The sequence below is a fragment of the Streptomyces sp. NPDC044106 genome (assembly GCF_056433985.1).
In genome coordinates this window covers 140,568-153,522 of sequence record NZ_JBWKFZ010000002.1, presented here as the reverse complement: position 1 = coordinate 153,522, position 12,955 = coordinate 140,568, and the positions used below count along the sequence as shown (strand labels likewise).

The 12,955-nt window shown below is 72.8% G+C and carries 15 protein-coding genes; 4 read left to right on the top strand and 11 right to left on the bottom strand.

What is annotated here, in order from left to right:
• Positions 1 to 3 precede the first annotated feature (3 nt).
• The 10 genes from AC07DI_RS03460 to ligD form a co-directional block, all read right to left on the bottom strand.
• Positions 4 to 192, bottom strand: coding sequence for a gas vesicle protein (locus AC07DI_RS03460; protein WP_055567556.1), 189 nt, complete (start codon positions 190 to 192; stop codon positions 4 to 6).
• Positions 189 to 1,037, bottom strand: coding sequence for a GvpL/GvpF family gas vesicle protein (locus tag AC07DI_RS03455; protein ID WP_478901886.1), 849 nt, complete (start codon positions 1,035 to 1,037; stop codon positions 189 to 191). Before AC07DI_RS03455 ends, AC07DI_RS03460 begins: the two co-directional genes overlap by 4 nt.
• Positions 1,018 to 1,380, bottom strand: coding sequence for a gas vesicle protein (locus tag AC07DI_RS03450; protein ID WP_384247883.1), 363 nt, complete (start codon positions 1,378 to 1,380; stop codon positions 1,018 to 1,020). The genes AC07DI_RS03455 and AC07DI_RS03450 overlap by 20 nt, the downstream gene beginning before the upstream one ends.
• Complete coding sequence (locus tag AC07DI_RS03445) at positions 1,377 to 2,561, bottom strand: SRPBCC family protein (protein ID WP_478901884.1); 1,185 nt, start codon at positions 2,559 to 2,561, stop codon at positions 1,377 to 1,379. The genes AC07DI_RS03450 and AC07DI_RS03445 overlap by 4 nt, the downstream gene beginning before the upstream one ends.
• A complete protein-coding gene (locus tag AC07DI_RS03440; RefSeq protein ID WP_478901883.1) occupies positions 2,554 to 3,216 on the bottom strand; it encodes a DNA primase in 663 nt (220 codons plus the stop codon). Before AC07DI_RS03440 ends, AC07DI_RS03445 begins: the two co-directional genes overlap by 8 nt.
• A 2-nt stretch (positions 3,217 to 3,218) precedes the next feature.
• A complete protein-coding gene (locus AC07DI_RS03435) occupies positions 3,219 to 3,458 on the bottom strand; it encodes a gas vesicle protein GvpG (protein WP_384247887.1) in 240 nt (79 codons plus the stop codon).
• Positions 3,459 to 3,488: 30 nt separating this feature from the next.
• Positions 3,489 to 4,229, bottom strand: a complete 741-nt coding sequence (locus tag AC07DI_RS03430; protein ID WP_384247889.1) for a GvpL/GvpF family gas vesicle protein — start codon at positions 4,227 to 4,229, stop codon at positions 3,489 to 3,491.
• The gene (locus AC07DI_RS03425) at positions 4,226 to 4,657 is read right to left on the bottom strand and encodes a gas vesicle structural protein GvpA (RefSeq protein ID WP_384247890.1); all 432 of its coding nucleotides are present in this window, start codon (positions 4,655 to 4,657) and stop codon (positions 4,226 to 4,228) included. Before AC07DI_RS03425 ends, AC07DI_RS03430 begins: the two co-directional genes overlap by 4 nt.
• A gap of 176 nt (positions 4,658 to 4,833) precedes the next feature.
• Entirely contained in the window at positions 4,834 to 5,262 is a 429-nt protein-coding gene (locus AC07DI_RS03420) for a gas vesicle protein GvpO (protein WP_478901881.1), read from the bottom strand.
• Positions 5,263 to 5,354: 92 nt separating this feature from the next.
• Complete coding sequence (gene ligD, locus AC07DI_RS03415; protein ID WP_478901880.1) at positions 5,355 to 6,308, bottom strand: non-homologous end-joining DNA ligase; 954 nt, start codon at positions 6,306 to 6,308, stop codon at positions 5,355 to 5,357.
• A 223-nt stretch (positions 6,309 to 6,531) separates the two neighbouring features.
• On the opposite strand from ligD, the gene AC07DI_RS03410 reads away from it, so the two are divergent.
• Entirely contained in the window at positions 6,532 to 7,146 is a 615-nt protein-coding gene (locus AC07DI_RS03410) for a hypothetical protein (RefSeq protein ID WP_478901878.1), read from the top strand.
• 6 nt (positions 7,147 to 7,152) lie between these two features.
• On the opposite strand, the gene AC07DI_RS03405 is transcribed toward AC07DI_RS03410, so the two are convergent.
• Positions 7,153 to 9,006 carry a transketolase gene (locus AC07DI_RS03405; protein WP_478901877.1) on the bottom strand — a complete coding sequence of 618 codons (1,854 nt, stop codon included), beginning with the start codon at positions 9,004 to 9,006 and terminating at the stop codon, positions 7,153 to 7,155.
• A 428-nt stretch (positions 9,007 to 9,434) separates the two neighbouring features.
• Between AC07DI_RS03405 and AC07DI_RS03400 the strand changes: the two genes are divergently transcribed.
• From AC07DI_RS03400 to AC07DI_RS03390, 3 genes are all read left to right on the top strand, one after another.
• Complete coding sequence (locus AC07DI_RS03400) at positions 9,435 to 10,427, top strand: TIGR03557 family F420-dependent LLM class oxidoreductase (RefSeq protein WP_384247895.1); 993 nt, start codon at positions 9,435 to 9,437, stop codon at positions 10,425 to 10,427.
• Between the two features lie 70 nt (positions 10,428 to 10,497).
• On the top strand, positions 10,498 to 11,595 hold the full coding sequence (locus AC07DI_RS03395) for an enolase C-terminal domain-like protein (RefSeq protein WP_478901875.1): 1,098 nt from the start codon (positions 10,498 to 10,500) through the stop codon (positions 11,593 to 11,595).
• 57 nt (positions 11,596 to 11,652) lie between these two features.
• A complete protein-coding gene (locus AC07DI_RS03390) occupies positions 11,653 to 12,225 on the top strand; it encodes a nucleoside/nucleotide kinase family protein (protein WP_478901874.1) in 573 nt (190 codons plus the stop codon).
• Positions 12,226 to 12,955 lie beyond the last annotated feature (730 nt).

Here is a 12,955-nt window from a genome sequence, read left to right as displayed (position 1 = left end):
GGTTCACTCCGTCTCCGGCCACGGCGCCGGCACTTGCTCGTTCACCGAGCTGATCAACGCGTTCAGGTCGATGCGTACGAGGTCGACGTCGGCGATCCGCAGGGTGATGTCGCCCGCGATGACGACACCGCCCGCGAGCAGCCGGTCGAGCAGATCGACCAGCGCGACTTCCCGGCGCTCCACGACGGTCATCGGGCACCGTCCTTCTCGTCGCCGGTGAAGGAGTACGCGGCCCACGGCCCCGTCAGCTCCACTCGCAGGCCGCTCCCCCGCTCCTCGTCCTTGGTGCGGTCCACCAGCTCGACGAACTCCTCGGAGTCGGCGCGGGGCACGAGGTAGGCCGCGTTCAGGACGTTGCGGCCCGGCGTGCGGGAGAGCTCCGGGTTCTGCGGGGCGTGCAGCCGGGAGTCGTCGGCGCGCCGCGCGAGCGTCTCGTGCAATTGGCGTGCGAAGGCCTCGGCGCGCTGCCAGTTCTCCTCCTGGGCCGTCCGCTGGCTGCGCCGCATGCGCAGGTAGTCGCGGCCGCTGCCGGGACCGGTCGGCCGGGGCGCGGCGGCAGGAGCCGCCGACGCGGCGGGCTCCTCGCTCTCCATGTGCACCTTCACGCCCCATTCGACGCGCCCGTCGATCCGCTCCAGTACGCGGTGGAACCGCTCCGCCCCCTCCTCCAGCATGGCGCGCACGCCGCTGTCGTCCCGGAACACGGTCGCGAGGCGCAGCGGCAGCGGGCAGGTGACGGAGGTGAGCCCGTCGATCACCCGCTGGTGCGCGCGGGCCGTCGCGGCGAGCCAGTCCAGGTCCTCCAGGTGCGCGCGCAGCGGTGCCTCGGCGAAGTCCCGCTCCGGCACCGGGCCCACGAGGGCGACCAGGCCCTCGTGGGTGAGCTGGCGGGGCGGGACGCCGCCGACCCCCGTGAGGTCGGCGGCGAGCGGCGCGGCGAGCGGGCGGCAGACCGCGTAGACGTACCGCAGGTCGTCGTGGTGCGGTCCTTCGTGGTGCAGGCCGTCGCCGTGCGGGTCATCGTTCACGGCGTTCATGTGTCTCCTTCTCGGCCGGCTCCAGGGATTGGCGCTCCTCCAGTTCTGCCAGACGCTGCCTCAGTTCGGCGTTCTCCCGGGAGAGTTCGGCGCGCCGCGCCCCCGTGGAGAGCGCCGGATCGTCCTCCCACCAGTCGATGCCCATCTCCTTGGCCTTGTCGATGGAGGCGACGATGAGGCGGAGCTTGATGGTGAGCAGCTCTATGTCGAGCAGGTTGATCTTGATGTCACCCGCGATGACGATGCCCTTGTCCAGGACGCGTTCGAGGATGTCTGCGAGGTTGGCCCCTCCGCCGTTGCTGCCGTAGGGGCCGGGCAGTCCGCCGCCCGCGGAGGTGGTCATCGACGGTCCCGTCCGCCGCCGGCCGCCTCGGCGTACTCGCGCTGCTTCTCGTCCTCGGCGTCGGGCTCGGTGTCGGCCTCGTCCTCGTCCTCTTCGTCGTACTCGGCCTCCGGCTCGCCCTCGGCCTCTTCCTCGGGCTCGTCCTCGTCCTCGTACTCCTCGACGGGCTCGTCCTCGCGGTCGGCCTCATCCTCGCCCTCTTCGGCCTCCTCGTCGTACTCGGCCTCCGGCTCGCCCTCGACCTCTTCCTCGGGCTCGTCCTCGAGCTCCTCGTCGGCCTCGGCCTCGGCCCCGTGCTCGTCCTGCCCGTCGTGCTCGTCCCGCTGGTCTTCTTCCTGCCGGTCCTCGTCCTCCTCGGCCACCACGTCCTCGTGGCTGCGGACGACCTCGCCGTCGCGGATCTCGCCGCGCCAGCCGTCGCTCGCCTCGCCGCGGATGGTGATGTGCCGGGCGAAGTGCTTGAGGTCCAGGCGTGCCCTGCGGCCCTGGGCGCGCCAGATGTTGCCGGTCTTCTCGAAGAGCCCCTTCGGGTAGTACTCGATGACCAGCAGTACCCGGGTGAGGTTCGCGCCGAGCGGGTGGAAGGTGACGACGCCCTTGGTCGTGCCCTTGGCGCCCTCCGACGTCCAGCTGATCCGCTGGTCCGGCACCTGCTCGGTGGTGTGCGCCTTCCAGCTCCGGTTGGACCAGAAGACCTTGAGCTTCCAGTCGGACTCCGTCTCGTTCGCCACGGTGGCGCCCTTGACGCCCTTGGCGAAGGTGGAGAACTCCTGGTACTGCGTCCACTGGTCGTAGGCCTCCCGGACCGGGACACCGACGTCGACGTACTCCAGGATGACGGTGGGCTTCTGCCCCGCGCCGCCCTTCTTCCGTCCGCCGCCGCCGATGCCCTTGACGGCCTCGGTGACCTTGTCCTTCAGGTGGCCGCCGCCGAGCTCCAGCGCGCTGCGCACCGGGCCCTTGCCCTCGGAGACCTTCTTGCCCGCCTTCGCCGCCAGCTTGCCGAAGCCGGGGCTGTTGCCCTCGGCTATGTCGTTCAGCTTGACGGTGGCGTCACCGAGCCGGTGGCCGACACCGACGAGCAGGCGTTCGGCCTGCGCCATGAGGTAGGCCTGTGCCTCTTCCTTCAGGCGGTCGGCGGCCGGGCTGTGCGTGATGTTGTTCAGCGGTGACTCAGCCATGGTCGCTGCCTCCCTTCGTCCTGCCGCCGCCCGTGCGGGCGGTCGAGGCGGCCCTGCGGGCGCCGCCGCGCGCCCCCGCGGTGGACTTCTTCTGGGCGGTCTTACGGGCTGTGTTCTGCGCGGTCTTCTTGGCCGGCGTCTTCTTCGCCGCGGTCTTCTTCGCGGCGGACTTCGCGCCCTGCTTCGACTCGGACCGCTTCGCCGGCGCCTTCCTGCGCGGCTCGGACCGCTCGGACTCCGCGTCCTCGTCCCGGCCCCGGCCCTCCTCTTCGCCCTCTTCGCCCTCTTCGCCCTCGTCGTCGTCGCGCTCGGCGGCTCCCTTGACGTCGTCGGGCACCACACCGGAGATGCGGTCCTGGACGTCGGCGGTGCGGTCGTGCAGACGGTCGGCGAGGCCTTCGAGCTGCCGGTTGAGGAGCGATCCGGTGGCAGCCTTGCCCACGCCCCGCAGGTCCTGGCGCAGCTGGTCGCCGATCTCCTTGAACTGCGGGTTGTTCTGCAGCTGCTGGGTGACCATCTCACCCAGCGCCTTGGGGCTCAGATTGAGCCGCTTGCCGGCCACCATGGTGCCGACGGCGAACGCCAACTTCGCCTTCTTCGTGCGTCCGAGGACGTATCCCGCGCCCACGGCGAGGCCCACTGCCATTCGGTTCATACTCAGAAGTCCCGTCCTGTGCTCTGCTGCAGCCGGTCGAGGAGCTCGTCCTCGTGCCGCTCGAACTCGGCCTCGTCGATCTCTCCCGCCTCCAGGAGTTCCTCGAGGCGGGAGAGTTCACGACGGATCGCCGAGGGGTCGTAGTACTGCCGCTCCGCCTCGTCGACCACCTGCCTGAGCACCCAGAGGGAGCCACGGGCAGGGGCCAGAGGCAGCAGGAGCAGTTCACCGATCAATCCCATGCGTCACGTCCCTGCGTCACTTCCCTCGCGTCACTGCGCGGGGTCGGCGGGCCCCGGGTCCACGAAGCTGTACGGGGGCAGCGGACCGTGCACCCGCAGCTCCAAGTGGGGCTGCGCGGCCTTGAGTTCCTCCACCGCGGCGAGGAAGCCCTCGGAGGACTTGCGGTTCACCAGGAACGAGACGTTCGCCAGCCACCCGGTGCCCTCGGGGCCGTCGCCGACCGCTTCGGCGGCCGGTTCCAGCGCGCGCCGCACCGCACCGGCGTCGCTCGTCTCGCGGGCCCGCACATGGGAGGTGATCGCCTCGCCGAGCTGGAGCTTCTGCTCGTGGGTGCCGCCGCCCTGGCGCTGGTTGGCCTCGACCATGGCGCGCAGCTCCGGGTTCTCGGCGAGCACCTGGTGCAGCACGGCCTCCTCGTTGTGGGTGGCCTTCACGTTGTACTCGACCCTGCCGTCGAGGGCCCTGAGGCGCTCCTCGTAGTGGTCGGACCGCTCCCCGAGGACGGAGATCACCGTCTCGTCGTCGGGGGCGAGGCTGCCGAAGCGCATCGGGAGCACGGAGCCCGCGGCGCCCGCCTCCGACAGGACGTTCTGGTGCGCGAGCAGGTCGCGCCGCTTCGGCTTGAGGTCCTCGGGAGCGTCGCTCACGATGGCGGCGAGCTCACCGTTCTTCAGGACGCGCACCGGGCAGGCCGGCCGGCCGATGCCCTCCATGCCGTCCGGCAGCGCCGGGTGGGAGCTGCTCGCGATGCCGTAGACGTACGTAGTCACTCCTTCTCCTCCTTCCGGCGGGACGTGGTGGAGCGCCGGGCCCGCGGCCGGTCCTCGCTCTGGCGCTGGCCGTCCTCACGGGACTGCTTGAACGCGTCCGATATGGTCTCGGCCGCTCCGGAGAGCGCGCCCTTCGACTTGCCCTTGGCGCCCGACTCCGTGATCTCACCCACGAGGTCGGGCAGCCCGGGGTCCTTCTTCCGTCCGGATTCCAGGTCGAGGCGGTTGCACGCCTCGGCGAACCTGAGATAGGTGTCGACGCTCGCGACGACGACACGGACGTCGACCTTCAGGATCTCGATGCCGACGAGCGAAACGCGTACGAAGGCGTCGATGACGAGTCCTCGGTCGAGGATGAGCTCCACGACGTCGTACAGGCCACTGGTGCCGCCTCCGCCGCCGGACTGTTGTGCCGGGACTACGGTCATGCCGACTGTGCCTCCTTGGCTCTTGCCTCTTGGCTTCTGCCGCTTGGCTGTTGCCCTTTCGGCTGTTGCCTCTTGGCTGTTGTCCGGTGTCTTGTCTGTGGTGTCTGGCGTCTTGTCTGTGGTGTCCGGCCTTGTCCCTCGGGCCTTGTTCCCCCGCGGTACGCGGGGGCGGCGGCCTAGTGGCCGCCGGTGCCGCGGGGTTCCGAACGTCCGCGCTCGTAGCGGCGCAGCCGCCGGTAGCCGGTGAGTTCGCCGCGCGGGTCCAACTGCACCTCGTAGCTGGCGAGGAGACTCATCGTGTCGGGGACACGGGAGAGTTCGAGGACCTCGACCTCAAGGAGCCAGCCGTCCTCGGTGCGTTCGAAGGACGACACCGACTCGGGCGTCATGCCGGTCAGCTCGGCGAGCTGCTCGCGGGCGCCCCGCAGGACGGCCATGGGGCCCGGCAGCGCGTTCCCGCCACCGTCGTTGTCCGATGCCCCTCCCTGCGAGGACGTGCCCCGCGAAGTCCTGGCCTCCGACGCTTCGGACTCCGACGCCTTGGCCTCCGGCGCCTTTTCGCCTGATGTCTTGCTGTCTGTCGTCTTACGTGTCGTATTGGCCATGTTCACCTCCTCCATCGAGTTACCGCTTGAGCCTTGGCCAAACGTGATCGCTGAGTATCCGGCGCGTACCCGGCCGGGGCGCCGCGGGACGCTCAACCGCGCAGCGCGCGCAGCTTGCGACGGGCCGGACCGAGCGCCCGCCCCGAGCGCAGGACTCCCGCCCACGGCTCGCTGCGGGCCTGCCCCACAGCGTTGTCGATGGTCCAGCGGCGGGCGTGCACGGACGGGTCGTCGAGCTGCTGCCACGCGAGCGGTACGGCCACCGGGGCGCCCGGCGCGGCCCGTACCGAGAAGGGGGCGACAGCGGTCTGCGCGTACGCGTTGCGCTGCACGTCGAGGTAGAGCCGGTCGCCGCGCGCCTGCTTGCGGGCGGCCGTGGTGAACCGCTCGGGGTGGGCGGCGGCGAGGGTCTCGGCGACTTCCCTGGCGAAGTCGCGCACTTCGTCGAAGTCGTGATGGCCGTTCAGCGGCACGATCACGTGGAGTCCGCGCGAGCCCGTCGTCATCAGCACGGACGGCAGACCCATGTGGTCGAGGAGCTCACCGAGGAGCCGGGCCGCGTCCCGCACGGTGTCGAAGTCGTCCTTCGCGGGGTCGAGGTCGAAGACCATCCGGTCGGGGTGGTCGATCCGCCCCGTACGGGAGAGCCAGCGGTGCAGCGTGAGACAGGCCTGGTCGGCCAGGAACAGGAGCGTCGCGGTGTCGTCGCACACGGTGTGCGTGACGGTGCCGCCCTCCTTGGCCACCTCGGCGCGGGTGATCCAGTCCGGATAGTGGTCCGGGGTGTCCTTCTGCATGAACCGCGGGCCGTCGACGCCGTCCGGGTGGCGTTCCAGCATGAGGGGACGGCCGCGCAGGTGGGGCAACATGTAAGGGGCGACGGCCCGGTAGTAGTCGAAGAGATCCTGCTTGGTATGGCCGCCGGCCTCCGCACGGCCGTCGTCCTTCGCGTGCCCCGGGCCGTCGCGGGCCGGGAAGAGGACCTTCTGCGGCCGGTGCAGCTCTACGGTGCGGCGGCCGGCCCGCACCGTCCGTACGTCGCTCATGGGGCTCCCTTCGCCACGCTTCGCCGGTTCCGACGTCTTGGCCGGGTACCCCGGGCGGCGCCCGGTAGTCGTGCCCTGCCGCGTCGGGGACGGTGGTGTTCACCCTGGTGGAGAGGGTGGCTGGCACCACCGGGAAGTGGGGGGACGACGGGCGTGTCCGGGCGGCTCGGGGCCGGAAGGATCGGAGGTACCGACCAGCCGTCCCGCTCCCGTGAGGCCCGCCATGACGCACAACTCCGACACGACGCACGCGACGTACGACTCCGGCGCTCCCGCACCCCGAAACGAGCCGCCCCGCCTCCCCCGCCACCGTCCCGCGCCCCGCTCGCGCGAGCCGCGGTTCCTGGCCCGCATGCTGCCGGGGACGGACGAGCCACCCGCTCCCGACGCCGTCGGGGCCGCCTTCGCGCTCTGGCTCACCGCGGTCGCCGCGGGCGTTTTCGCGACGGTGCTCGCCGCCGTCGCAGCGGCGTCCGGGGACGGTTCCGGCGCCGCTTCCGGGCGGCTCGCGGGCACGGGCGCCGACGGTCTGCCGCTCCGTATGGCGGTCCTCGCGGCGGCCGTCCTCGTCGCGGTGCGCATGCGCCGGGGCGTCGGCTGGGCACGCCCGGCCCTCGCCTGCGGACTCGGCGCGCCCGGCGTGTTCTCCGTCCTCGCCGGGCCCGCCCGCCACCTGGCAGAACTGCACGCCCCGGCCGACGCCTTCCGGGACGCGGGGGCCGTCGGCGTCCTGCTCGGCGCGAGCAGTGCACTGCACCTCGCGGCCGTGCTCGCGGCGACCGTACTGATGTTCCGCCCCGCGGCGAACGCCTGGTTCAGAGCGGCGCGGGGCCGCTGACCGCTCTCACCGTACGACCGCCTCCTCCACCAGCAGCCGCGCCGCCGCCGTGATCGACTCCGCGTCGATGCCCGCGGCGTGCAGCTGCTGCTCGGGCGACGCCGAGCCCGGCATCGTCCGCACCGCGAGCCGCACCAGGCGCGGCACCGGCCCGCCGTCGGTGAACGCGTCGAGGACCGCGTCGCCGAGACCGCCCTGCTCGCGGTGGTCCTCGACGGTCAGCAGGCAGCCGGTGCGCTCGGCCGCCTCGCGCAGGGTGCGGCGGTCGACGGGCTTGACGGAGTACAGGTCGATGACGCGTACGGGGATGCCCTCACGCTCCAGCGTCTTCGCCGCGGCGAGCGCCTCGTGGACGGTGACGCCCGCGGCCACCACCGTCAGCCGGTCCGCGTCGCTGGAGCGCAGCACCTTGGAGCCGCCGACCGGGAACCTCTCGTCGGGACCGTAGATGACGGGGGACTTGCCGCGCGAGGTGCGCAGGTAGCTGATCCCGTCGAGCCCGGCCAGCTGCGCGACGAGCTCCGCCGTCTGGTGGGCGTCGCACGGGTAGAGCACCGTGGAGCCGTGCACCGCGCGGAACAGGGCGAGGTCCTCCAGGCCCATCTGGGACGGGCCGTCCTCGCCGATCGCGACGCCCGCGTGCGAGCCGACGAGGTTGATGTCGGCGCCGCTCACCGCGGCCATGCGCACGAAATCGTGGGCGCGGGTGAGGAAGGCCGCGAACGTCGACGCGTACGGCACCCAGCCGCGCGCCGCCAGCCCCACGGCGGTGGCGACGAGTTGCTGCTCGGCGATGTAGCACTGGAAGTACCGGTCAGGGTGTTCCTTGGCGAAGTACTCCGTCCGGGTCGAGTCGCCGACCTCGCCGTCCAGGGCCACCACGTCGCCGCGCGCGGTGCCGAGCGCGGCGAGCGCCTGACCGTACGCGTCGCGGGTCGCGACGGAGTCGCCCGGCTCGTACCGCGGCAGTTCGAGCCGGCCGTTGCGCACCGGCTGCATCGCCCGCGCGTCGGCCGGCCTGCGCATCTCCACCCGTACGTCGCGTACGCCGCCCAGCTCCTCGACGGCCGCGTCGGCGTCCGGCAGCGGCTTGCCGTGCAGCCCCTCGCGGTTCTCCACGGAGGCGACGCCCTTGCCCTTGACGGTGCGGGCGAGGATCACGGTGGGCTGTCCGACGGTGGAGCGCGCTTCCTCACAGGCGCGGTCCACGGCGTCGACGTCGTGGCCGTCGGTCTCGACGACGTGCCAGCCGAACGCCTTGAAGCGGTCGGCGTAGGCGTTCAGATGCCACTCGTGGCGGGTCGGACCGCGCTGGCCCAGACGGTTGACGTCGACGATCGCGGTGAGGTTGTCGAGGTGCTCGTACCCGGCGTGCTCGGCGGCCTCCCAGACGGAGCCCTCGGCCAGCTCGCTGTCGCCGCACAGCACCCACACGCGGTAGGGGACGCGGTCGAGCCGCTTGCCGGACAGGGCCATGCCGACGCCGACGGGCAGCCCCTGCCCCAGCGATCCCGTGGCGACCTCGACCCAGGGCAGGGCGCGCGGTGTGGGATGCCCCTGGAGGCGGCTGCCCTGCCCGCGGAAGGTGAGCAGTTCCTCGTCGGTGAGCGCACCGGCCGCCTTGTACGCGGCGTACAAAAGTGGCGACGCGTGGCCCTTGGAGAGGATGAAACGGTCGTTGCCCGGGTGGTCGGGCCGCTCGAAGTCGTAGTGCAGATGGCGGCTGATGAGCACCGCCATCAGGTCGGCGGCCGACATCGACGACGTGGGGTGCCCGGAGCCCGCGGCGGCCGCGGCCCGGACGGAGTCGACGCGCAGCTGCCGGGCGAGGGCGTCCAGTTGCTCTGTGCTGTGGGGCATGGGGGGGTCCTCCTTGGACGGCGGGTACGGCGAGCGGTTCTCGGTGCGGTGGTCACCGGCCTCGGTGCCCGGGCCACCTGCGGTGATGCGGCGTCCAGCGGCAACCATCATGAGCGGACCGGACCCGCGTGAGCGGGTCAGCGACGACCGCTCGGCGCGCCGCGCCGGTGTGGCGCCGGGTACGGCGTGGCGCCGGGTACGGCGTGCCGGGAGCGGCTGACGGGGAACCTCCCGCGGTTTCGCGCCCCCCGCGTGCCCCTGCGCGGCGGACGCCAAACTCCCGTACGGGACGGGGCGGGGCACTCCGGCCGCGGGCGCCCGAAAGTGCGGTCCGGACGCCGGGCCGTCGCCGTTTGCCCCCGCGCCCGGGGGTTACCCGCAGTCGTATCCGTCCAGCTCCGCACGCCGCTCTCCGGAGGTGCACCCCCATGCCCGAGTACGGATACTTCCTGGCGACCGAGGAGTTCGGTCCCGCCGAACTCGTCGAACAGGCCCGCATGGCCGAGCAGGCCGGATTCCAGGCGCTGTGGATCTCCGACCACTACCACCCGTGGAACGCGGCGCAGGGCGAGAGCCCGTTCGTCTGGTCGGTGATCGGCGCGCTCACCGAGGCGGTGTCCCTGCCCGTCCAGACGGCGGTGACCTGCCCGACCGTGCGGACGCACCCGGCGGTCGTGGCGCAGGCGGCGGCGACCAGCGCGGTCATGTCGGGCGGGCGCTTCCGGCTCGGCGTCGGCACGGGCGAGGCGCTCAACGAGCACATCGTGGGCGGGCCCTGGCCGCCGGTCCACGTCCGCCTGGAGATGCTGGAGGAGGCGGTCCAGGTGCTGCGGAACCTCTTCACCGGCGAGGAGGTCAATCACCGCGGCACGCACTACACCGTGGAGAACGCCCGCCTGTACACGGTGCCGGACGAGCCGGTCCCCATCGACATCTCGGGCTTCGGCCCCAAGGCGACCGCGCTCGCGGCACGCGTCGGCGACGGCTTCATCACGGTGGCGCCGGACGAGACGCTCGTCTCCCACTACCGCAAGGGCGGCGGGGGCGGGAAGCCGGTCAGCGGTGGTCTCAAGGTCTGCTACGGCCCCGACCGCGAGGCGGCCGTGCGCCGGGCGCGCGAGCTGTGGGGAAGTCAGCTGCTGCCCGGTGAGACGGCCCAGCTGCTGCCGACCCCGCGCCACTTCGAGCAACTGGACCCGCTGGTCACCGAGGCGCGGGCCGCGTCGTCCTTCACCTGCGGCGATGACGTCGACGAACACGTCGGGGCGCTCTCCGCGTACGCCGACGCCGGGTTCGACCGCGTGTACGTGGGCCAGATCGGCCCGGACCAGCGGGGCTTCTTCGACTTCTACCGCACCAAGGTGCTGCCGCAGGTGCAGAGCGCGGCGCCCGCCTCTCCCGAGGACGGAGGGGTCCGCTGACGCCCGGCGGTGCGACGGGCCACCACCAGCCCCCTCCCGGGGCCCATCCCCACACTCCAGGAAAGATGCGATGAAGCACGAAGTTCCGATCGAACGGCCCGCCGTCTCCGCGTACACGGTGCCCGCGGACGCACCCGAGGCGGACGGGACCTTCGCCTGGGACACCACGACCATGGTCGTCGCCGAGATCACCGCGGGCGACGCGACGGGCACCGGCTGGACCTACGCCCCCGCCGCCGTGGCCGCCCTCATCGACGAACAACTCACGCCCGCCATCCGGGGACTCGACGCCCTCGACATCCCCGCGGCGCACGACGCGATGACGAAGGCGGTCCGCAACACCGGCCGCCCCGGCGCCGCCTCCTGCGCGATCTCCGCGGTCGACATCGCCCTGTGGGACCTGAAGGCCCGGCTTCTGGAGCTGCCTCTCGTACGGCTTCTCGGGGCGGCCCGCGACGAGGTCCCCGTCTACGGGAGCGGCGGCTTCACCACGTACCACGACACGCATCTGGCGGCCCAGCTGAACGGCTGGGTGCACGGGCAGCACATCCCGCGCGTCAAGATCAAGGTCGGGGAGGGCTGGGGCCGGGCGGCCGCCCGTGACGTGTCCCGGGTCCGCACCGCGCGCGACGTGATCGGTCCGCAGGCCGAGTTGTACGTCGACGCGAACGGCGGCTACACGCGCAAGCAGGCGGTACGCGTGGGCAAGGTGCTCGCCGAATACGGCGTGGGCTGGTTCGAGGAGCCGGTCTCCTCGGACGACTTGCGGGGGCTCGCGCTGGTCAGGGACGCGCTGGTGTGCGACGTGACGGCGGGCGAGTACGGGTACGACCTGCCGTACTTCGCCCGCATGATCCCCTCCGTGGACTGCCTCCAGGTGGACGCGACGCGCTGCGGGGGCCTCACGGAGTGGCTGCGCGCGGCGGCCCTCGCGCAGGCGCACGGCCTGGAGGTCTCGGCGCACTGCGCGCCGCACGCGCATGCCGCGGTCGCCGCGTGCGTGCCGAATCTGCGGCATATCGAGTGGTTCCACGACCATGTGCGGATCGAGTCGATGTTCTTCGACGGCGCGCTCGACCCCACCGGGGGTGTGGTCCGCCCGGACGGCGGTGTCGGGCACGGTTTGCAGCTGCGCACGGGTGACGTGGAGGAGTTCCGGATCGTGTGAGCGGGCCGGGGGGAATACCGGTCGCGCCGGGACGGGCCGCCCTGACAGGCTCGCGCGATGGAGAGAGACACACGATCGCTGACTCCGCCGCCGTGTGACACGGGCGGGCGCACGGAGGCGTTGCTCATCGGGGGCCGGTCCGGCGTCGGCAAGTCGTCGGTCGGCTGGGAGGTGGCGGCGCGGCTGCGGGCGGCGGACATCGGCCATGCCCTGATCGAGGGCGACCTCCTCGACGCGGTCCACCCGGCTCCCCCGGGCGACCCGCAGCGCTCGGGGATCACGGAGCGGAACCTCGCCGCCATCTGGGCCAACTACCGGGAGCTGGGCTGCCGCCGGCTCGTCTACACGAACACGGCGGGCGTCCTCCCCAGCGAGGAGCACCTGTTCACGAAGTCGCTGGACGGGCCACGCCTCATCCGCGTCCTCCTGACCGCGACGGACACCACGGCGGAACGCCGCCTCAGGGCCCGCGAGTTGGGCTCGGAACTCGACCAGCAGCTGCACCGCAGCGCACTCATGTCCCGCCACCTGGACGAACACGTGCCCCCGGACACCCACCGCATCCCCACGGACGACCGCGACCTGGGGGACATCGCGGCGGACGTGCTGAAGGCGACCGGGTGGCTGTGATCCGGCACCCCGCCCGCTCGCTCGGCCGCTGACACGCGGGGCCCGGGAGACCCCGGGCCCACTACTCGCGGCGGGCGGGATCCTCGGAGTCGTCGGCACGGTCGGCCGCGGGGTCCGGGGCGGACGTGGGCGCGGTGGCGGGGACGGTCGGCGGCTTCGGCGGGAGCGGCGGTACGCGCGGCCCGCCGGGCGTGAGGGGCTCGCCGGGGGCCGGGGGCGCGGGGGCGGCGGGGCCGCCGGAAGAGGGCTCGTCCGTGGCCGCGGGTTCGCCGTGGTCCGGGGACCCGACTGGCGCGGTGGCTCCGCTGGGAGCGGCAGGTCCGACAGACTGCGTGGAGCCACCGGGGGCCGCGGGACCACCAGCGGCGGGACCGGCCGCAGCCGCGCTTTCGCCGCGATCCACGGAACCGCTCGCCGCCGCGCCTCCGCCAGAAGCCACACGGCCGCCCGAACCCGCAGGCCCGCGCGCAGCCGTGGAACCGTCGGGAGCCGCAGGCCCGCTCGCAGCCGTGGTGCCGCCGGAAACCGGACCGCCCGGCGCCGCGGAGCCACCAGGAGCCGCAGGACCACCAGCAGCCGGACCGGCCGCAGCCGCGCTTTCGCCGCGATCCACGGAACCGCTCGCCGCCGCGCCCCCGCCAGAAGCCACACGGCCGCCCGAACCCGCAGGCCCGCGCGCAGCCGTGGAACCGTCGGGAGCCGCAGGCCCGCTCGCAGCCGTGGTGCCGCC